Origin of the sequence: Streptomyces tsukubensis, from assembly GCF_003932715.1 — a bacterium.
Lineage (GTDB): Bacteria > Actinomycetota > Actinomycetes > Streptomycetales > Streptomycetaceae > Streptomyces > Streptomyces tsukubensis.
Genome location: NZ_CP020700.1, coordinates 4,666,503 through 4,686,999, shown reverse-complemented (window position 1 = coordinate 4,686,999; position 20,497 = coordinate 4,666,503). Strand labels below are relative to the sequence as shown.

Sequence of the window (20,497 nt, the reverse complement as noted above, 5' to 3'; positions counted from 1 at the left end):
GTCGGCATCCGGCGCATCCTCGACCAGCAATTCGTCACACGTCAATCACCCGATGCACACGGCATGTGACAACACTCATAGGAATTGAGGTGTGTTGTGATCCCGAAGGGGGAAGGGGGTCGAATTCAGGCCTTAAAGAAGGGGCGGGATCAAAGCAGCGAACCTCGGACGCGTCAGGCGTATCGACAGAAACCACAACGAACATCCCGCCGAAAAGCCTGCCGAGAGCGATTTCCTCCGCATTCCGGAACGAGCGACGTTCCGGAAGGAGAACTTCCAAAGCCGCTCGAAGATTCCCCAAGGCGAATGAAGATCGAGTAAGTGCATTACCGCGTGATAATTACCGGGCGTACACACCGGGTAGCCCATGGGTCATGCTGGCTGGCGTTCTTTCCCGGCTGGGGCCGTATTGCGCCGTCCCTGCCCGGGTGGGGTGATTCCGAGGGATCGTCACGGCATTCGCCGCCCGGACGGCCGTGTCCGGGCCGGCGACCGCCGTTCAGGGGAGGGATTCCAGCACCGTGGAACGGTCACGACTCATCCGGAGATTGCCCCGGCGTACGACGGCAGGGGTGGCGACCGCACTGGCCATGGCACTCGGCGTCACGCTGCTGATGCCCGACGGCGAGCGGAAGACACCAGCCGAACGCTCGCCCGCACAGAAGGCCGACAAGGCCCGCGCGGGCGGGCAGCCGCTGGACGAGAAGGCGGCGCGGGAGAAGGCGATCCGTACCGGAAAACCGGTCGAAGTCCTCGCCCTGCGCGACACCACCTCGACCGTGCACGCCCTGCCGAACGGGAAGTTCCGGCTCACCACCCAGGCAGCGCCGGTCCGGGCACAGGTCGACGGCGAGTGGCTGCCCATCGACACCACCCTGAAGAAGGCCGACGACGGCTGGCGCCCGAAGGCCACGGTCAACCCGGTCACCTTCCACAGCGGCAAGACCATGAAGAAGAAGGGCGGGCGGAGCAGCCGCAGCTACGCCCGCACTCCCCTCGCACCGACGTCGGCCACCCCGGCCACCGACTACACGGACCTGGTCACCTTCACCGCCGAGAACCGCGAACTGACCGTCGGCTGGCCGGGCCCGCTGCCCGAGCCCGAGATCAACGGCGCGAGCGCGCTCTACCGCGGCGTACTCGACGGTGTCGACCTGATGCTCACCGCCCGGGACACCGGCTTCACCCACGTCCTGATCGTCCACCACGCCAAGGCCGCCGCCGATCCGGCCCTCGCCGCCATCTCGTACCGCCTGACCTCGCCCGAGCTGACGTTCTCCCTCGACAACAGCATCGACGTCCTCTCCGTGAAGGACCCCAGCGGCAAGGAAGTCGGCGGCTCGCCCACCCCGTTCATGTGGGACTCCGGCGGCAAACCGGCCGTCACCCAGGGCGAGACCCCTCAGGACTCCGGAGCGAAGGAGTCTGCGGCCCTGCCCGGACTGGCCGGCCCGCAGATCGGCGGGAAGCGGGCCCCCGCCGACGCCTCCCTCACCGGCGGCGGCACCACCTCCGCCGTCCTCTCCGTCATTCCGGACCGGAAGCTGCTGACCGGCAAGGACACCGTCTACCCGGTCTTCATCGACCCACCGCTGTACGGCAAGTCCGCCGCCTGGACCACCGCGTACGAGACGCACCCGTCCACCAGCTTCTGGGACGGCGCCAACTTCAACTCCGGCACCACCGAAGGCCGGGTCGGCTGGGAGTCCACCACCCGCGGCCTGTCCCGCACCTTCTACCGGCTGACCTGGAAGAGCAGCATCAAGGGCGCCAGCATCTCCAGCGCCTCGTTCCGCTTCCGCGAGACGTACTCCTGGTCGTGCACCCCGACCGAGATGGAACTGCTCCACACCAACGACATCTCACCCGCCACCACGTGGAACGACCAGCCGGCCACGAGATCGGTGATCGGCTCCAAGAGCTTCGCCCACGGCTGGAACTCCTCCTGCCCGGACGCCTATGTCACCTACGACGGCCGGGCGATCGCCCAGAGCGTCGCAGCCAACGCAGGTGAGACAAAGCTGGTCATCGGCATGCGCGCGGGGAACGAAGGCTCCGCCAGCTCCTGGAAGAAGTTCGCCGCCGAGGGCGCTTCGGCACCCCAGCTCACAATGGAGTACACCCGGCCGCCCAGGGAGCCCACCGGTCTCACGGTCAACAACAAGGCGTGCGACACCACCAGCCCCTACACCACCTACGGCAAGGGCAATCTGACCTTCGCCGCGGCCAGTTCCGACCCCGACGGCGACCTCCGGTCCCTCCACTTCCAGCTCTGGATGTCCGGCAACAGCGCCAACAAAATCGTCGACACCGCCCGGACGACCACTTCTCTGGGACGGGCCGATATCCCCGTCGACAAGTCCCGATTCGTCAACGGCAGAACCTATTTCTGGCATGTCAAAGCCGTCGATGCCACGGGCATCTCCTCCACCTATGCCCCACCCGGGACCGTCACCTGCGGTTTCGTCTACGACGATGCCGCGCCCAGCTCCCCCGACGTCGAATCCACCGAATTCCCGGAGGACGACGGGACCGGCGGAAAATGGAGCAGTATCCGGTTCGGTATCGCGGGCAAGTTCGTCATCAAGCCCGCCGCGACCGGCGGCGCCGGGACGGACAAGTTCTACTGGTCGTTCAACCGCGAGGCCTATGTCGCCGAGCGCAGCGCCACCGTCGCCCAGGGCGCGGCCGGAATTATGCTCAAACCGCCGAACGCCGGTCCGAACGTCCTCTATGTAAAGGCTGCCGACACCGCGGGCAATATGTCGCTGACGGCGTCCAAATATCTTCACTACGTCACACCGGGCGAGAAGGCGGATTCCCCGGGCGATGTCACCGGCGACAAGATCCCCGATCTGTACGCCATCGACGGCCACGGCGATCTGCGTCTCTTCCCCTCCGAGCGGAGCGGCGAGATGGACGCGTCGATGTCCGCGGCCCATGACGACGGCAAGCCGATCGACACGGACGAGAACGAGGACGGCAAAGCGGACTACGGCTACCACTGGGTGGATTCGACCGGGAACAACCCGGCCCTGATCAGCCACAACGGCGACTTCACCGGTGCCGACGGCATCCAGGACCTGGTCGCCCGGATGCCCGACGGCAAGCTCTACATCTACCGCGGCGACGGCTACGGCAGCGTCGACATCGCCAAGCGCACCGAGGCCCACATCACCGTGGACGCCACGGTGCCCGCGCCTTCGGCCTTCACCCAGATCCTCGCCGTCGGCGATATCAGCGGCGACCGGCGTCCCGAGCTGTTCGTCACTGCGGGCGACGCCCTTTGGGTCTTCGGCGGCTACACCGGATCCGCGTTCACCACCGCGTTCCGCTTCGCCGAGAACTGGACCGAACGCGACATCGTCAACGTCGGTGACTTCAACAGCGACGGCGCCGCGGACCTGGTGTACCGGTCCTTCGCCGCCAGTACCAACGGGATGCTGATGATCCGGCACGGCAAGCCGACCTCTGGCGGCGGCACCGACCTCGGTTCGCTGTCGAGCGCCGCGAACTCGCTGAACGGGGCTGACGCCACGTACGGCACCAGCTGGACCGCCGCCAACATCCCCATGATGCTGGGCACCCCCGATGTCGACGACAACGGAGTCCCGGATATCTGGGCCACCACCCCCGACGGCGGTCTCCGCTACTACGCGAGCACGCCCACCGGCGGCGGTCCGGCGACCGTCATCGGTGCCGGCTGGCACCGGATGAAGCGCCTCGGATAGCCGCCCCCGCACCACACGGCGGAGGGCCCGGGAGCAGCGCTCCCGGGCCCTCACCGTCCCGCTCGGAACGCGAGCGACTACCCCGTCACCAGCTTCCGCACCCGCTCCGCCCCCACCGCCAGCAGCAGCGTCGGCAGGCGCGGACCCGTCTCGCGCGTCACCAGCAGCCGGTACAGCAGCGCGAAGAACTCCCGCTGCGCGACCTTCAGCTCCGGCGTCGGCTTGGCGTCCGGCGCCAGGCCCGCCATCACCTTCGGGACGCCGTACACCAGCGTCGTCAGCCCCTCCAGGGACCAGTGCGACTCCAGCCCCTCCACCAGCAGCTCCAGCGAGCGGCGGGCGTCGGCGTCCAGGGAGGACAGCAGTTCGGCGTCCGGGGTGTCGCGGACGACGGTACGGGCGTCCGCCGGGACCTGGGTCGTGATCCAGTTCTCGGCGCGGTCGAGCCGCGGCCGCACCTCGTCCAGGGAGCCGACCGGGTTCGCCGGGTCCAGTTCGCTGAGGATGCGGATGGTCTGCTCGTCGTGGCCGCCGGTGATGTCGACGACGGACGCCAGGGTGCGGTACGGCATCGGGCGCGGCGTCGCCGGCAGCTCGCCCTCCGCGGTGCGTACCGCCCGGCTGTACGCCGCCGCGTCGGCGGGCAGCACCGAGCCGTCCGCGACCTTGGCCGCGAGCTTGTCCCATTCGTCGTACAGCCGCTGGATCTCCTGGTCGAAGGCGATCTTGAACGACTGGTTGGGGCGGCGGCGCGCGTACAGCCAGCGCAGCAGCGGCGCCTCCATGATCTTCAGGGCGTCCGCCGGGGTGGGGACCCCGCCCTTGGAGGACGACATCTTCGCCATGCCGCTGATGCCGACGAAGGCGTACATCGGGCCGATCGGCCGCTCCCAGCCGAACAGCGGGCAGATGAACTCGCCCACCTGGAAGGAGGAGCCCGGGGAGCTGTGGTCGACGCCGGACGGCTCGAAGACCACGCCCTCGTACGCCCAGCGCATCGGCCAGTCGACCTTCCACACCAGCTTGCCGCGGTCGAACTCGGACAGCCGGACCGTCTCGGTGAAACCGCAGGCGGTGCAGTTGTACGTCAGCTCGGTGGTGTCGTCGTCGTAGGCGGTGACGACCGTCAGGTCACGGTTGCAGCTTCCGCAGTACGGCTTGTACGGGAAGTAGCCGGCCGAACCCGTACCGTCGTCCTCGGCCGCAGCGCCGGAGCCCTCCGCCGCATCCAGCTCGGCCTCGTCGACGGGCTTCTGCGACTTCTTCGCGCCGCCCGCGCCCTTCTTGGTGCGGTAGCGGCCGAGGATCGCGTCGATATCGGCCCGGTGCCGCATCGCCAGCAGGACCTGCTCGCGGTACGCGCCCGAGGTGTACATCTCGGTCTGGCTGATGCCCTCGTAGACCACGCCCAGCTCGTCCAGCGAGGTGATCAGCGCGGCCTTGAAGTGCTCGGCCCAGTTCGGGTACGGCGATCCCTCGGGCGCGGGCACCGAGGTCAGCGGGCGGCCGATGTGCTCGCCCCAGGACTCGTCGACACCCTCGACCCCGGCGGGGACCTTGCGGAAGCGGTCGTAGTCGTCCCAGGAGATCAGATGGCGGACCTCGTGCCCGCGGCGCCGGATCTCGTCGGCGACCAGGTGCGGGGTCATGACCTCGCGCAGATTGCCCAGGTGGACCGGGCCGGAGGGGGAGATCCCGGACGCGACGACGATTCGTTTGCCCGGGGCACGCCGCTCCGAATCCGCGATGACCTCGTCTGCGAAACGGGAGACCCAGTCGGTCTCGGTAGTGCTCTGAGCCACGGTCGGCACGTCCTTACGCCCTTCTTCCACGTCGGCTTTCCCGGCGGCGCCCGTCTCGGCCTCCACACCGGGTCCACCCATTCTCCCAGACGGAAGCCACCGCCCGTCGCCCCGTTTATCCGGGGGAGGACGATCTCCGCCGCGTGGGACACTGGGCTGCCGGGGTCCGTCTCCGTACGCGGCCCCGCACCACAGAACGCCACAGATCCCCAGCACCAGAAACGGAAGCTCATGGCCTCGGTCCCTTCCCTCGCGTCGAACGTGCAGCAGCGTCTGGCGAACGCCCTCTCGGCAGCCCTGCCGGAGGCCGGTTCCGCCGACCCGCTGCTGCGACGAAGCGACCGGGCCGATTTCCAGGCCAACGGGATCCTGGCGCTCGCCAAGCAGCTCAAGGGCAATCCGCGGGAGCTGGCGGCCAAGGTCGTCGACGCCCTGGGTACGGAGAGTGACGAGGTGCTGCGGGAGGTCGAGGTCTCCGGCCCCGGCTTCCTGAACATCACGGTCTCGGACGCGGCGATCATCGGGACGCTGGCGGCCCGCGCCGCCGACGACCGGCTCGGCGTCGCGCTCACGGCCGACCCGGGCACGACCGTGATCGACTGGGCCCAGCCGAACGTCGCCAAGGAGATGCACGTCGGCCACCTCCGCTCCGCCGTCATCGGCGCCGCGATGGTGAACATCCTGGAGTTCACCGGCGAGAAGGTGATCAGCCGCCACCACATCGGCGACTGGGGCACCCAGTTCGGCATGCTCATCCAGTATCTGGAGGAGCACCCGCACGAGCTGGACCACCGGGAGGGCTCCGAGGTCTCCGGCGAGGAGGCCATGTCCTCCCTCGACCGCCTCTACAAGGCGGCCCGGGCGCACTTCGACTCCGACGAGGAGTTCAAGGCCCGCTCCCGGGACCGGGTGGTCGCCCTCCAGTCCGGTGACCCGGCGACGCTCGCCATGTGGCAGCGGTTCGTCGACGAGTCGAAGATCTACTTCAACTCGGTCTTCGAGAAGCTGGACATGGAGATCGCGGACGAGGACATCGTCGGTGAGTCCGGCTACAACGACATGCTCGCCGAGACCTGCCGGCTGCTGGAGGAGTCCGGGGTCGCGGTCCGCTCCGACGGCGCGCTCTGTGTCTTCTTCGACGACATCAAGGGCCCGGACGGCGAGCCGACCCCGCTGATCGTCCAGAAGTCCAACGGCGGCTTCGGCTATGCGGCGACCGATCTGTCCGCGATCCGCGACCGGGTCGGCAAGCTGGGCGCCCGGAATCTGATCTACGTGGTCGACGTCCGCCAGTCGATGCACTTCAAGATGGTCTTCGAGACGGCGCGCCGGGCCGGCTGGCTGACGGACGAGGTCCGAGCCGTCCAGCTCGCCTTCGGTACGGTCCTGGGCGCCGACGGCAAGCCGTTCAAGACCCGTGAGGGCAAGACGGTCAAACTGGTCGACCTGCTCGACGAGGCCGTCGACCGGGCCACGGCCGTGGTGCGGGAGAAGGCGGAGAAGGTCGGCCTGGGCGAGGAGGAGATCGTCGAGAACGGCCGGTACGTCGGCATCGGCGCCATCAAGTACGCCGACCTGTCGACGTCCGCGGTCCGGGACTACAAGTTCGACCTGGACCAGATGGTGTCGCTCAACGGCGACACGTCGGTCTACCTCCAGTACGCGTACGCCCGGATCCGGTCCATCCTCCGCAAGGCGGGCGACGCGAAGCCGGCCGCCCACCCGGAGCTGGAGCTGCATCCGGCCGAGCGGGCCCTCGCGCTCCATGTCGACCTGTTCGGTGAGGTGGTCGCGGAGGTCGCCGGTACGTACGAGCCGCACAAGCTGGCCGCGTACCTCTACCAGCTCGCGTCCCACCTCACGACGTTCTACGACAAGTGCCAGGTCCTCAGCTCGGAGAACGCCCCGGAGCTGGTCGAGAACCGTCTCTTCCTGGTGGAGCTGACGGGCCGCACGCTGCAGCAGGGCATGGCGCTGCTGGGGATCCGTACCCCCGAGCGTCTCTGACACCTCCAGCCGAGAGGGGCGTCACCGCACACCGCGGTGACGCCCCCTTCTCATAGCCCGGTTGTCTAGCCCACCGGCCCCAGCCTGGTCCACGGATTACGGGCGTCCGCCGCGTTCGGCGCATTCCCCTTCGTCCAGAACTTGGCCTTCCACCAGTGGCCGCCGTACGAGACGACCGTCCGGGTCACACCCGTCGGATCGCCCGCGACCATCTTCGTACGGACCGTGGTGCCGCTGTTGCGCGGTTCGGCGGCATGGCCTCGTGCGGCGAGCAGCCCGTGTGCCTTTCCGTCGGCCGGGATGCCCGCGACCGGGGCGCCCTTGTCGTCGGTGAAGCTCCACGACTGTGCCGCGCTGCCGTCGCAGTTCTTCACCGACAGTTCGGCGAGCCGGTTCTCCGCGCCCAGGCACTGGTCCCGGCCACCGCTGTCGGAGGTGATCCGGAAGCGGCCGGTGGAGCCGTCCGGGGTGATCTTCCAGATCTGGTTCCGGTTGCCGTCCTGGGAGTCGACGAGATGGGTGGTGGTCCAGCTGCCCGGATGGTCCAGGACCAGCGAGCTGTTGACGTCCTGGATTTTGTAGCCGTCGCCGGTGCGCCAGAGCGCGAACGGCGCCCAGGCGGGGTTGTAGGTACGGTCGGCGCTCCAGGGCTCCGCCTGGCAGGCGGGTCCGCTGCCGCTGCCCGCCGGGGGTTGGGTGGTCGTGGCGCCCCGGCGGCGGTCCTGGGTGGAGCCGTACACCCCGTCCCCGAACCGCAGGGTGATGTTCGCGGGCCCGGTCACCGGCAGGAAGTACTTGAGGCCGATATCGCGGGTGGCGCCCGCCGGAACGCTCTCGCAGTAGCCGAGTTTCAGCGTCACCCGGTGGAAGGTGCCCTTCAGACCGCCCGCGTTGGGCCCGGTGTGACCGGGCTTGAGCACGTCCTTCAGCTCCTGCCAGTTGTCGTCCTTCAGCAGCGCCGGGGCGCTGGTGGGGATGTCGAAGGCGATTTCGGTGCCGGACGGCAGCGGCCTCGTACTGCGGTTGGTGATCCGCAGTTTGGGCTGCTGGGGCCAGAGGTCGGCCTCGGCGGTCGGGAAGTCCGCGAACTCGACGCCGACGTCGACGACCTGGTCGGGCGGGACGGTGCCGTCGGTCCGCTCCTTGACGTAGCCGCCCGCGCCGCGCAGGGAGTCGTCGATCCGGTTGGTCAGCTCATGGCCCATGCCGTAGCTGCCGTCCGGGCCGCGGCCCAGGTCACCGGCGAGTTCCCACATCATGACGCCGCCGATGCCCTTGTCCTTCACATAGCGGATCTTGGCGTCGATGCTCTGCTCGTCCTCGGCGGTCAGGAAGACCTTCTTCTCGGCGTTCCACAGCCACATCGACTCCAGCGCGTTGCTGTATTTGCGCTGGTAGCTGCCGGTGAGACGGTTCGGCGGGGCGTCCGGGTCGAGGCCGTAGGCCCTCAGGTAGTCCCCGGCGCGGCCGTTCTGGAGGTTGCGGACGTGCCAGAGCGGGTTGGAGCCCGCGGCGACCTCCCGTCCGCGGCTGGTGTCGTGCCAGAGGTTGTCGATGCCGACGGCTCCGTTGCCGCAGAATCCGCGGGTGCCGGTGCCGGGCTGACAGCCGCTCTGGTCGGGCAGCGGGGCGGTGCCCCACAGTCCGTCGGTGCCGCCCTGGACATCGCGCCAGCCGCGCGTGTAGTACGGGATCCCGAGGTTGATCCGGCCGGGCTGGAGGGCGCCCCGGTAGTAGTGGTACGCCCAGTCGACGTTGAAGTAGCCGGTCTTGCCGTACTCGGGTTTGCCGACGGAGTCGTAGACCCCGGCCGCGGCGAGTTCACCGTCGCGCCCGTCGTCGTAGAGCGGCGCCTGCGGGCCGACGTACTGGTTCCAGGAGCCGTGCAGGTCGTACGTCATGACATTGACGTAGTCCTGGTAGCCGAGGGCCTGTCCGGCGTCGTAGCCGCGCACCAGATGCCCGGACGCGGAGGCCGCGGAGGTCAGCAGGTAGTAGCGGCCCCGGGACTCACCGGCCCGGTCGAGCTTCTCCCGCAGGGTCTTCATCAGCGCGTTGTAGCCGGCCTGGAGTCCCTTGCGGCGGGGGTTGGCAACACCCCAGTCGTCGGGGTTCCCGCTGTCGGGCATGGCCGTCGGGTACTCGTAGTCGATGTCGATACCGTCGAACGCGGCCCCGTAGCGGCCGAGGAAGTCCACGGCGGAGTCCGCGAAGGCGTCGATCCCGGCCTGGTTCACCGAACCGTCGGCGTTGGTGGCCATCGCGTAGAAGCCCTTGGTATCGGCCCAGCCGCCGACCGCGAGCAGCGCCTTGACCTGCGGATGCCGCTTCTTGTACTTGGCCAGTTGGTTGAAGTGGCCCTGGTACGGCAGCCCCGGGTCCATCTCCGCGCCGGTCACACCGGGCCACGTCATCCGGGTCGCAGGATTGTTCGCCGCGCCCTCGTCACCGACGGATATCCGGTTCCCTTCGATCCGGGCGAAGGCGTAGTTGATATGGGTGACCCGGCTCCAGGGGATGTTCTTCACCAGATAGCGGGGGCGGCCGTCGGTGCCGTTGCGGGTGGCGTTGAAGTAGCCGACGATCCGCCGGTCGTGCCCGGCGCCGCCGAGCCACTCCCGCCCCTCCTTGTCGTACACGTCGCAGTAGCGGGCGGACGCCCCGGCGGTCGGGATCATCCCCTCGGGACGGCAGGACGGATGGGGAACACCCTCGGCGGGCTTGGGACCGCGCCGGTCGACACCGTTGTCAAAGGGGTCACCGGCGGGCGTCCCCGGATCGGGCTGCTGTCCGCCGCCGGAGCCGGGGGCGGCCTGCGCCTGGTACCAGTACGTGTTCATGTGCGCGATCTGCGGGAACAGATCGCCGCTCTTGTACTGGTCGACGGCGACGAAGTTCGGCTTGCGGCGGGCGGCCGTGGTGCACACGTTCTCGGCCCGCTGCCTCATCTTCTCGTTGTCCGTCGTGTACGTCGGCGCCATCGGCACATCGCGGAAGTGGTTCATGAAGAACAGCGGCCGGAACTTCCCGGAGGGCCGGGCTCCGAGCGGCTTGTTTCCCCAGCGCGAAAAACAGGCCCAGTCGGAGTTGCCCAGACCGAGGCCCATGGACCAGTGGTTCTCGACCCGCCAGCGCTGGTCCGCCATGAAGCCGATGGACTGCCGGCCCGTGTTCCCCGAGAAGATCAGCAGCCGCTTGTTCTTGGCGATCATGTCCTTGAGCAGCGGCCAGCCGTTGCGATGGACGTCCCAGCCCTGTTTCAGCCCGTCGGGCACCACCGAGTCGTCGGGCACGAACAGCAGGTCTTTCACGCCCGGCACGAGATTCAGCCCGTACCGCTCATAGTCCTCGTTGCTCAGGCTCGACTGATCCTCGATGAAGACGGAGACGATCTCGGAGGGGTTGGCGTCGAGGAAGGTCTTCAGCGTCCCCAGCATCGTCGCCAGGTTGTTGTTCGGGTTCGGAACGCCGCCGCAGCTCCCGCCGTGACAGAGCCAAATGGCCCCGTTGACCACCTGGGCGTTGACGTCGGGCATCAGCGCCCTGACTCCGTCGGCGAGCTGACGTTCCATCGAATGCGGCTGATTGGGCGCGACGGTGCTGTACCCGTCCTCCTTGTTGATCATCGCGTTGTGGGCGGTCAGATACGTCATGTGCTCCAGCGTCCGCCGGTCCTGCGGCGGCATGGGCTGCCGGGGCCAGTCGACGGGGGTCATGAACCAGGTCCCCCGGTCGTCCCCGTCCGTCCCCATCCTCAGATCGGCCTGCTTCTCACTCTTGCTGATCTCCGTCGAACTGGTCAGATACCGGTCGGCCCCCGGCTCCTTGATCCAGTACTCGCCGTCACCGATCCGCTGGACGTCCCACGGGGCACCGGGCTCGTCGCAGAGCCCGGCCAGTGGCTCCGGATCCCGGACCAGGCAGAAGTTCCGCAGCTCGCTGTTGCGCAGCAGATACGTCCCACCCGGCGTCCGCTCCAGTACCCACGCCTGGTTGTGGTTGTCCCCCTGAGGGGCCCGCGCCTCGGCGATATTGCCGCCCCCGGTGGCCGTGATCCCCAACTGGGCACCGTTCCTGATGTTCTGCAGCAGGACGGCCTGCCCGGTCGGTACGGAGGCAGCCCGCACCGCCCCGGGATCCGGCGCGGTCGCGGCCTGCGCGGGTACCGCCGCCAGGGCTCCGGCCAGCAGCGCCGCGCTCAGCAGCCCACCCTGTATACGTCTGTGTCTGTGTTGTCGCATGCGCCGAGAGTGACAGCGCGACAACGATGTCTGATAAACAAACGATCAACGCCGGGTCGGATCAGTTCAGCGGATGCGAGGTCCGCCCCGACGCCTCGTCGATCTCGTGGTGCGCCTTCTGCAACAGCTGCGACGCGATCTCCATCAGCGCCCGCGCCCCGGCGATCTCTTCCCCGACCCGCAGCTGCTCCGCGTCCGTGGGATGCCGCTGGGCGTTCCCGTGCCCTCTGATCTCGGTCCCGTCGGACAGCCGGACCATCGCGGCGGCCTTCGTCCGGTCGCCGTCTTCCCGGAACTCCATCTCGACATGCCACCCGACAAGCGTCTGTGCGCGCATGACGGACCACCTCCACCCTTGTCCACCTCCCAGGGTGCGCCGGACGGGGTTCCCCCGCCAGCCGGTACGGGACCATGCCGCCGGCCGGGGAGGACCGCCTCAGGCCGGGCAGGGGCGGCCCACCGAGAGATCACCGAGATACCGTTCGTACTCGGCCTTCGGCAGCGGATCCGGGGCCAGAGAGCACAGGTCCCGGCGCCAGACATCGGGGTCCAGGGTCCGCCGGACCAGGGAGCCGTCGATCCCCAGGGTGAGGAAGCCTCCGTCGGGGGACGGGGCGATCTGCACGTCCTCTTCACCGAGGAGCGGGTCCGCCCGTGGTCCCTTCTCCGCCCCGGTGGCGCCAAGCCTCAGTGGCCAGGTCCCCAGCGCATCTCCGCCGCCCGTGTCCCAGAAGCGCACTCCCACATCGTCGCGGGAGCTGAAAGCCCGGGCGGCGATCCTGCCGTCCCGGCTCAAGACCACCGATCCGCGTCCGGACTGCGACAGCACGGCACCGTCGGTGATCCGCCCCGAGGGGGTGTCGATGAAGGAGATCCTGCCGTCCCCGGCAAGCACTGCGGCCTTCTTGCCACTGTGGCTCAACGACACGTCATCCGCCTCGCCGTCGACGCCCACCGTGCGTACCTTCTCCAGCCGCGCCTCACCGGCCGACCGCCACACCGAGACCTCGTCCGCCGATGTGTCCAGCAGCACCAGGTGCTCCCGGTCGCCGCTGACCACCAACTGGGTGGCGTCGGCTTTCCGGTACAACTGCTGCCGGACCTTTCCGGTCCGCGAGTCGACGATCAGCACGCCCTCCTCCCAGACACCCACCAGATGGACGTCATCGGCCAGGAAGAAGAGCTGACTGCCGAAGCGAGACCCCAGCATGGGCCTGTACACAACGGGATCACCGATCATCCGACCCGTGCGGGTGTCCCACATCCGCAGTTCTCCGCGTTCCAGTGAGGCCAGCCGGGCTCCGTCGGACGTCACCGTCACGCCGATGTCCGGGCGTTCGTCGTTGAACACCGTCGGCAGCCGGACGACCCGCTTCAGCCCTCCTTCGCCCTTGCCGACCGTCCATACATCCACCGGCTGCCGGCGCAGGATGCGGAGGGCGACCCGACCGTCCGACGACAGTGCCCCGGCCTTCAGCCCGTCCGTGTTCGGAAGCACCGCACCGGCACGCCGGGCGTCCGTGGAGAAGAGGGAGATCGCGCCGTCGTCCGACCCGGCAGCCACCCACCGGCCGTCTCCGGAGACCGCCAGATTCTGGACCGGGAAGCTGAAGGCCCCGAGCACCCGGTCCTGTCCCAGCTTCCGGTCGTACATCGTCACCGTTCCGCCCCGAGCCCCGGCGAGAAGACGGACTTCAGGATCCGGGAGGGTCATGATGTCGGGCCCGTCCGTCGCCAGAGAGGCGATCCGTCTGCCGGTGACGAGGTCCCAGAGCTGCGTTCTCCCGTCCGGGAACACGAGCGCGGCCTGTTCGGCTCCGGAGGACACTTCCGTATCGACGTCCCTGGGCTTCGCAGGGTATCCGTCCAGTTTCCTGGCGGTGCTCCAGGTGCCGCGCAACGGGTCGTGGACGCGGGTCGAACCCTCCAGCGCGTCGAGCGCAAGCAACCGGTGGCTGTCCTTCACAAAGGCAAGACCGATGTGCACTCCCTCGGAACCCGTCGAATCCTCGTGGACGACCTGCCCTGTCACTGTGTCCAGAATGCTGATGTGGAGTTCACGCGTACCCGAAGTGGCCTGCGCAGTGGCGAGCCGACGGCCGTCCGAGGAGAGGGCCATCGCCCGCAGATTCGTCTCGACGTTGCTGAGATCCTCCGGGTTACCCATCGTTCTGGAACGCAGCAGCCGGGCCTTCCGCACATCCCACACTTCGACCAGGTGTTGCACTCCTTCCACGGCCAGCACGGCGCCGTCCGAGCTGAGTTCGAGTCTCCCCCCGACCGCCCCGTTGTAACGCGCCGGGAGGGTCTTCAGCTGCCGTCCGGCCCGGATGTCGTAGATATGCACCCGGTCGGAGCCGGAGGCTGCGTAGTAGGCGAGTATTCCGCCGTCTCGGCTGATCGCGACCTGGGCCGGCGGCCGGGACCGCGAGCCGATGAATGCACTCACCTTGTCGGAGCCGGGCTTCAGATGGCGCTCCACATGGCTGTTGGCCGCCACGGTCGCCGCCAGTGCCTGCGCCGAATCAGCCGTCGGCTTGACCTTCTCCGCGTACAGCGCGAACTGCGCCGCCTTCCGCGGATCCGCGTCCAGCGTCTCCAGCGCCCGCGCCGCCAGCGCCTGTGACGCCGAGGTCCGCGCCCGGTTCAGCGCCTCGTTCCGCTGCTGTAACGCGAGACCGCCCGCCGCCAGCGCCGTGACCAGCAGCACCACCAGACCCGAGATCGCGCCACGCCGCAGTCGGGCCGAGAGACGGTGCTGCCGGATGTCCTCGCTGTCGAGCGCGTCCTTGCCGACTCCGTGCAGCGGCGCGGCCAGGGTCCCGACCGCATCCCGGAACTCCGCCTGCCGCAGGGAGTATTTGCTGCCTTCCCGGATCCGGGTCAGGTCCACCCACAGGGGTTCGGTCGTGAACTGCCCCCGCAGCAGATCGGGCAGAGCGTCCGTCCGCTCCCAGTCGAAGTCCCCGGCCTCTTGGTCCCACACCACCTTCCCCGAGCTGACCGCGATCAGGAAGCGGTCCAGTGGGCGGTTGTCCAGCCAGAACTGGATCTCCTTGCGGACCCAGCGTGACTGGGCGGCCTCCGGTGAGGCCAGATAGATGAAGTACCGGGTCTGCTCCAGCTCTTTGAGGATCGACGACCACAGATCGTGGTTGGCGGACAGGCTGGTCGTGTCCCGGAAGACACTGAGGACGGGCCGTCTCGTCCACGGCCGGGCCAACTGGTGGAGCCCGCGCTGTAACGCCTGCGCCAGCTCGATGTCCCTTTTGTGGCTGTACGAAATGAAGCCGTCCCTCTTCATCCATCCCCCCGGCATGGACTGCACTTGTGCGACTCGCACCAACTCATAGAGTGACATGCCATGTTCGGCCGCAGGGAAGGTTGTGGATATGCGTCAGAGGCAGAGGCGGACCGGAGGGGGCCGGAGCAGCGCCTTCGTACCCCGTCAGATCAGCGTGAAGCTGGCGATCCCGCTGGTGGGCGAGATATCAGGGGTCTGGGAGCCGGATGAGGCCGAACGCGACGCGGCCTGGGAGCTGTACGTCGAGCTGGCCACCCGGATCTCCGTCGTCGAACTCAAGGAGGACGAAGGCCTGCTGCGGGAGGCGCTGTCGTCCCTGTACACCGTCTTCGGTACGACACGGGACATCCTGCGCCGTTACGGTCCGGCGGTCGCACCCCGGGTCCCGGCGGGCCAGGTGACGTTCGGGGCGCTCGCGGTCACCGTGCTCAATCTCTGCGTACGCCCGCTGCTCAGCAAGTGGCACCCCCTCCTCGCGGCGCATGAGAACCTCCGCTCCGAGCACGTCGACCCCGTCTCGCACGAACGCCGCTGGGACCGGGCCGCCGAGCTGCGCAAGGAGATCGAAGCGGTACGGCGGGTGATGCTGGCACTGGCCGACGCGCTGAACGAGGTCGCGGGCGTCGGTGATCTCATCGCGGTACGGCTCCCGGTGCAGTCCTCCGATGCCGACGGGTCCACCCGGACGGTAACCGCAGGCCCCGACCAAGGGGAGGGCGCCCGGGACTGAACGGACCTCTCGGCTGGTGCTCCCGCGGCCCGTTACTCACCTTTCGGTAAGTAGCCCACTAATTAGTCGGTACTTGTGAAGGCCCTTCCGGAATTCGAGAATGGAGTCCTCCGATCAGGAACCCCCTCCACCTCACTTTCCCAGGGAGCACCCTTATGTCTGTCGCCAAGCCCGCCGTCTCCGTCCTGGGTCTCGGCATGATGGGCTCGGCCCTCGCCGCCGCCTTTCTGAAGGCCGGGCATCCGGTGACCGTCTGGAACCGCACCGCCGCAAAGACCGGTCCGCTGGTGGCCCAGGGCGCGGAGCCCGCCGCGGACGTCGCCGGGGCGGTGGGCGCGAGCGAACTCCTCGTTCTCTGCCTGACCACCAACGACAACGTCCGCGGCATCCTGGAGCCCGTTGCCGGGAGCCTCCGCGGCCTTACGATCGCCAACCTCACCAACGGGACCCCCGCCCAGGGCCGTGAACTGGCCGCCTGGGCCGCCGGGCACGGTGCGCGCTACCTGGACGGCGGGATCATGGCGAGCCCGCAGATGATCGCCGGGCCGGACGCGTACGTCTTCTACAGCGGCGACCCGAAGGCGTTCGAGGAGTACGAGGGCACCTTCGGCGCGCTGGGCGGCGCACGCTACGTCGGTGAGGACGCGGGGCGGGCCGCCCTGTACGACTTCGCCCTCCTCATCGGCATGTACGGCATGGGCATCGGCACCATGCACGCCTTCGCCCTGGCCAAGGCGGCCGGCATCCCCGCGAAAGACCTCGCGGACCCCCTGCGGGAGTGGCTCAACGCCATGGCGCTGTTCATCACCGACGAAGCGGAGGCCCTGGACACCGGCGAGCACCTCACCGACGTCTCAAGCCTCGCCGTGAACCAGGCCGCCCTGCCCAACCTGCTGAACACCCTCTCCGACGAGGGCATCCCGACGGAGTTCTTCCAGCCGCTGGAGCGTCTGATCAACCGCGCGGTCGAGGAGGGCTACGGCGCGGACGGCCTCACCCGCCTGCCCGACCTGCTCACCCCGCGCCGCTGACACCCGCGGCGAACTCGCACCACACGACCTTCCCCGGCAGCCGCTCACCGACGCCCCACTTGTCCGCGAGGGCATCCACGATCAGCAGCCCCCGCCCGGACTCCTCGTCGGCGTCCCCGGCGGGCGCCGGGACGGGAGGGAGCGCAAAGCCGTCACCGCTGTCGTGGACTTCGATCCGCAGCAGTCCGTCCGGGAAGCGGCAGATCCGGATCCGGTAGCCCCGGCCGGGCGGTACGCCGTGCCGTACGGCATTGGTGGTCAGCTCGCTGACACAGACAAGGACGTCGTCGAGCCGGGCGGCCGGCACCCAGTCCCGTACGACACTGCGGACGAACTCCCGGGCGGCGGGGACCGTCTGGCGGGCGCGGGGGTAGAAGCGCTCGCGGAGGACGGGGAAGGAGGGGGGCGGGAAGAGCACGTTCATGGCGGGATCGTGGCGGCCGGTGGACCCCGGAATGCAGTGGGTCCACCCGTACATTTCATTTGTACGGGTACGCAGGGCGTGACTCCCCTCATGGGTAGGGGAGTTGATGAGGTATGTACACAAGGAAACAGCAGCGGAGAAATGCGTCCGCGCTCATGCTCGTCGGCAAACAAGTGGCGTTGTTCCGCAAGGCCGCCCACCTGACGCAGGAGCAGCTCGCCGAGCACCTCGGCATCAGCCTGGAGACAGTGGCGTCGATCGAACAGGGTCGCCGGGCGTTGAAGCTCGACTACGCCGAGAGACTGGACGAGCTTCTTGGCACCAAAGGCGCGCTGGTCGTCGCAGTGCAGAACATGCCGGAGATCGACATGATCCCGGCACACGCCGAACAGTATCTGGACATGGAGAGGGAAGCGCTAGCCCTCTCGTTCTACGAGAACCAAGTACTGCCAGGGCTGCTACAGACGCCCGAGTACGCCCGTGCGGTCTACCTGTGTCGCGTCCCCGCCTACTCCACAGACGAGGTCGAAAGGCTGGTGGCCCGGCGCATCAGCCGCCAGGACATCCTGCATCGGGACAACCCGACCACGATCAGTTTCATCTTCACCGAAGTCGTGCTCATGGAGAGGCTCGGGGGCAGCAGCGTCCACGCGGAGACACTGCGTCACATTCGGGCCTGCGCGGACCTGCCGGGTATCAGCATTCAGGTCATGCCACTCGGCACTACTGGACACGCGGGCCACAGCGGCCCATTCGTCTTAGTCGAAACCCCCGAACATCAGCAGCTCGCCTACGCCGACGGGCACGGTCGGAGCCAGATCCTCCGCAGCCCGGATCAGATCAGCATCCTGTCCCAGAAGTATGCGATGCTGCGGACGCAGGCCCTCAACCTGGTTGAAACCAAACACCTGTTGGATCGTCTACTGGGAGAGCAATGAGCGCGGCACTCAAGTGGTTCAAGTCCAGCTACAGCACCGAAGAGCCGGGCGAGGTCTGCGTCGAAGTGGCCACTGAGCCCTCCGCCATCCACATCCGCGACTCCAAGGTCACCGACGGCCCCGTTCTCACCGTCACCCCCGCCACCTGGAGAGCCTTCGTCGCCACCGCCCGGGACGCGTCCAACTGACCTTCCCCCGCGGGACATTCGATTGGTCTATACCTTGACGCGGGCCCGCCCCGAGCGGTTCAGTGAGGGGGAAACTACCCCCACACCACGGCCGAACCGGAACCCCCACGAGCCCCCACGCTCCGTTCCGTGCCCGGCCGTTGAAGCACGGAGGAGGACTACTCGTGCTTGCCCAACGCACCCGCGACCGCCTCAAGGCGCTCGTCGTCGCCGTCACCGCCACCGCGGGCCTGGTCACCATCGGACTCGTACCGAACAGTGCGGCCGCCGCGACCCCCAAGGCGAAGACAACAGCCGCTGCCGACGCGTGTACCACCGCCCCCAACTGGCAGCAGGGCACCTACTACAACGTCGGCGCCATCGTGAAGTACCGGGACGGCAACTACTACATCGCGGAGCACGCGAACCCCGGCTACGACCCGACCGTCAGCACCTGGTTCTGGAACCCGCACACCTGTAGCCCCGGCAACGAGAACCCCGGTGAGCCCGGGCCCTTCGTCGTCACCGAGGCCCAGTTCAACCAGATGTTCCCGAACCGGAACCCCTTCTACACCTACTCCGGTCTGACGGCCGCGCTCAGCGCCTACCCGGCCTTCGCCAACACCGGCAGTGACACGCTCAAGAAGCAGGAGGCCGCGGCCTTCCTCGCCAACATCAGCCACGAGACCGGCGGGCTCTACTACATCGTGGAGCAGAACACCGCGAACTACCCGCACTACTGCGACCGCAACCAGCCCTACGGCTGCCCCGCCGGTCAGGCCGCGTACTACGGCCGCGGGCCCATCCAGCTGAGCTGGAACTTCAACTACAAGGCCGCCGGTGACGCGCTCGGCATCAACCTCCTCCAGAACCCGTCGCTCGTCCAGACCGACGCGGCCGTCGCCTGGAAGACCGCCCTCTGGTACTGGAACACCCAGTCCGGCCCGGGCACGATGACCGGTCACGCCGCGATGGTGAACGGCGCCGGGTTCGGCCAGACGATCCGGTCCATCAACGGCTCGCTGGAGTGCAACGGCGGCAACCCTGCGCAGGTGCAGAGCCGGGTGAACAACTACACCCGCTTCACCCAGCTCCTCGGCGTGCCCACCGGCAGCAACCTCTACTGCTGATCCGCTGACCGTACGGGCGCGGGGTGTGCGGCGGCGCACCCCGCGCCCGATGCCGTTCCGGGGCGCCCGGGCCGTTTCACGTACCGGACGGGAGCACCGGAAACGGATCCTGTGCGCGCAGTCCGTCCCGGGCCCTGCCGCCCCGGGACGGAGTTGCGGCGGATCATCCGGTAACCGGGCCCGAACCGGTGCGGAGTCGACGAAAGTGGGTTGGACTTCGCGCCGTCCGGGCGGGCCGGGCGGGCGTACGACGAATCGGAGACCCTCCGGATGCCGTTGAACGACCAGATCAACCAGCGCATCTCCCGTTCCGCCCTCGCCCCGAACCAGGGCTTCGGCCCCCTGAACTTCCCCAACACCGCGGCCCAGGGCGTGTTCGTCGCCAACGCCTGGCCGGAGATCAACGCGTCCGGCATAGGCCGGCCCACCGGCAGCGGCTCCTTGGCCGTGGAAGAGGCCAAGGTCCAGTTCGGTCTGGCCGACTTCCGCAGGCTGGCATCACCGCCGACCGGGGTCGGCGCCCGGTACCAGCCCAACCAGAACACGCTGGAGGACGTGACCGCGGGCTATCTCGAATGGGGCGCGAACAGAGCCAAGGGCGCCGCCTTCTACTCGTACTGCGAAGGCTTCACCTGCGCCACCATCGCCATGCTGGTGGGCAGGAACACGCCCCTGCCCAAGAACACGCCCGTGGAGTGGTTCGGCATGACCCCCAACGGCGTCACCGCCCGTGGACACGCCATCACCGTCGTGAACCGGGACCCCGGCAGCAACGCCGCCGACCCGAGCACCTGGGGAGTGGACTGTCTGATCGTGGATCAGTGGTACGCGCTCCAGACGGGCGGCGACGCGGCCGTGTACGCCAACGGCCCCTCCAGGGACGACGTCTTCATGAACTGGCTCACCGCCACCGGCAACGAAATCTTCCGGGTCGCCGGATTCGCCGCCCTCACCTACCCCTCACTCAACGTCCCGTACGCCAAGTAGGGCCA

Annotated in this window: 13 protein-coding genes; 8 read left to right on the top strand and 5 right to left on the bottom strand. The window is 68.4% G+C overall.

Features of this window, described 5'->3' with window-relative positions:
* Positions 1–572: 572 nt before the first annotated feature.
* Positions 573–3,731 (top strand): VCBS repeat-containing protein, encoded by a 3,159-nt coding sequence (locus tag B7R87_RS19190; RefSeq protein ID WP_006347410.1) that lies wholly within the window; start codon positions 573–575, stop codon positions 3,729–3,731.
* 77 nt (positions 3,732–3,808) lie between these two features.
* Here the strand turns inward: B7R87_RS19190 and lysS are convergent, their stop codons facing one another.
* The gene (gene lysS, locus B7R87_RS19185; RefSeq protein ID WP_040915009.1) at positions 3,809–5,542 is read right to left on the bottom strand and encodes a lysine--tRNA ligase; all 1,734 of its coding nucleotides are present in this window, start codon (positions 5,540–5,542) and stop codon (positions 3,809–3,811) included.
* Between the two features lie 222 nt (positions 5,543–5,764).
* Here lysS and argS point away from each other — a divergent pair, with 222 nt between their 5' ends.
* Positions 5,765–7,540: an arginine--tRNA ligase gene (gene argS / locus B7R87_RS19180; RefSeq protein ID WP_006347412.1), complete on the top strand. Its 1,776-nt coding sequence runs from the start codon at positions 5,765–5,767 to the stop codon at positions 7,538–7,540.
* A 65-nt stretch (positions 7,541–7,605) separates the two neighbouring features.
* On the opposite strand, the gene B7R87_RS19175 is transcribed toward argS, so the two are convergent.
* From B7R87_RS19175 to B7R87_RS19165, 3 genes are all read right to left on the bottom strand, one after another.
* Positions 7,606–11,781, bottom strand: a complete 4,176-nt coding sequence (locus tag B7R87_RS19175; RefSeq protein ID WP_052704616.1) for a glycosyl hydrolase family 18 protein — start codon at positions 11,779–11,781, stop codon at positions 7,606–7,608.
* 61 nt (positions 11,782–11,842) lie between these two features.
* Entirely contained in the window at positions 11,843–12,118 is a 276-nt protein-coding gene (locus B7R87_RS19170) for a DUF1876 domain-containing protein (RefSeq protein ID WP_006347414.1), read from the bottom strand.
* Between the two features lie 99 nt (positions 12,119–12,217).
* Positions 12,218–15,085, bottom strand: coding sequence for a TIR domain-containing protein (locus B7R87_RS19165; RefSeq protein ID WP_006347415.1), 2,868 nt, complete (start codon positions 15,083–15,085; stop codon positions 12,218–12,220).
* Positions 15,086–15,173: 88 nt separating this feature from the next.
* On the opposite strand from B7R87_RS19165, the gene B7R87_RS19160 reads away from it, so the two are divergent.
* Positions 15,174–15,815, top strand: a complete 642-nt coding sequence (locus B7R87_RS19160) for a hypothetical protein (protein WP_006347416.1) — start codon at positions 15,174–15,176, stop codon at positions 15,813–15,815.
* Positions 15,816–15,970: 155 nt separating this feature from the next.
* The gene (locus B7R87_RS19155) at positions 15,971–16,846 is read left to right on the top strand and encodes an NAD(P)-dependent oxidoreductase (protein WP_006347417.1); all 876 of its coding nucleotides are present in this window, start codon (positions 15,971–15,973) and stop codon (positions 16,844–16,846) included.
* Here the strand turns inward: B7R87_RS19155 and B7R87_RS19150 are convergent.
* Entirely contained in the window at positions 16,830–17,270 is a 441-nt protein-coding gene (locus tag B7R87_RS19150; RefSeq protein WP_045852914.1) for an ATP-binding protein, read from the bottom strand. The genes B7R87_RS19155 and B7R87_RS19150 overlap by 17 nt on opposite strands.
* Positions 17,271–17,425: 155 nt before the next feature.
* Between B7R87_RS19150 and B7R87_RS19145 the strand changes: the two genes are divergently transcribed.
* The 4 genes from B7R87_RS19145 to B7R87_RS19130 all read left to right on the top strand — a co-directional run bounded on the left by B7R87_RS19145 (position 17,426) and on the right by B7R87_RS19130 (position 20,492).
* Positions 17,426–18,208 (top strand): helix-turn-helix domain-containing protein, encoded by a 783-nt coding sequence (locus tag B7R87_RS19145; protein WP_006347419.1) that lies wholly within the window; start codon positions 17,426–17,428, stop codon positions 18,206–18,208.
* Positions 18,205–18,396, top strand: coding sequence for a DUF397 domain-containing protein (locus tag B7R87_RS19140; protein ID WP_006347420.1), 192 nt, complete (start codon positions 18,205–18,207; stop codon positions 18,394–18,396). The genes B7R87_RS19145 and B7R87_RS19140 overlap by 4 nt, the downstream gene beginning before the upstream one ends.
* 164 nt (positions 18,397–18,560) lie before the next feature.
* Complete coding sequence (locus B7R87_RS19135) at positions 18,561–19,505, top strand: chitinase (protein ID WP_006347421.1); 945 nt, start codon at positions 18,561–18,563, stop codon at positions 19,503–19,505.
* Positions 19,506–19,715: 210 nt separating this feature from the next.
* The gene (locus tag B7R87_RS19130; protein ID WP_006347422.1) at positions 19,716–20,492 is read left to right on the top strand and encodes a hypothetical protein; all 777 of its coding nucleotides are present in this window, start codon (positions 19,716–19,718) and stop codon (positions 20,490–20,492) included.
* Positions 20,493–20,497: the final 5 nt, after the last annotated feature.

What these genes read in the sequence shown, in the direction of transcription:
- argS (WP_006347412.1), top strand. Translation starts at nt 5,765, where the DNA reads ATGGCCTCGGTCCCTTCCCTCGCGTCGAACGTGCAGCAGCGTCTGGCG.
- B7R87_RS19150 (WP_045852914.1), bottom strand. Translation starts at nt 17,270, where the DNA reads ATGAACGTGCTCTTCCCGCCCCCCTCCTTCCCCGTCCTCCGCGAGCGC.
- B7R87_RS19155 (WP_006347417.1), top strand. Translation starts at nt 15,971, where the DNA reads ATGTCTGTCGCCAAGCCCGCCGTCTCCGTCCTGGGTCTCGGCATGATG.
- B7R87_RS19170 (WP_006347414.1), bottom strand. Translation starts at nt 12,118, where the DNA reads ATGCGCGCACAGACGCTTGTCGGGTGGCATGTCGAGATGGAGTTCCGG.
- B7R87_RS19165 (WP_006347415.1), bottom strand. Translation starts at nt 15,085, where the DNA reads ATGAAGAGGGACGGCTTCATTTCGTACAGCCACAAAAGGGACATCGAG.
- B7R87_RS19140 (WP_006347420.1), top strand. Translation starts at nt 18,205, where the DNA reads ATGAGCGCGGCACTCAAGTGGTTCAAGTCCAGCTACAGCACCGAAGAG.
- B7R87_RS19175 (WP_052704616.1), bottom strand. Translation starts at nt 11,781, where the DNA reads ATGCGACAACACAGACACAGACGTATACAGGGTGGGCTGCTGAGCGCG.
- B7R87_RS19160 (WP_006347416.1), top strand. Translation starts at nt 15,174, where the DNA reads ATGCGTCAGAGGCAGAGGCGGACCGGAGGGGGCCGGAGCAGCGCCTTC.
- B7R87_RS19145 (WP_006347419.1), top strand. Translation starts at nt 17,426, where the DNA reads ATGCTCGTCGGCAAACAAGTGGCGTTGTTCCGCAAGGCCGCCCACCTG.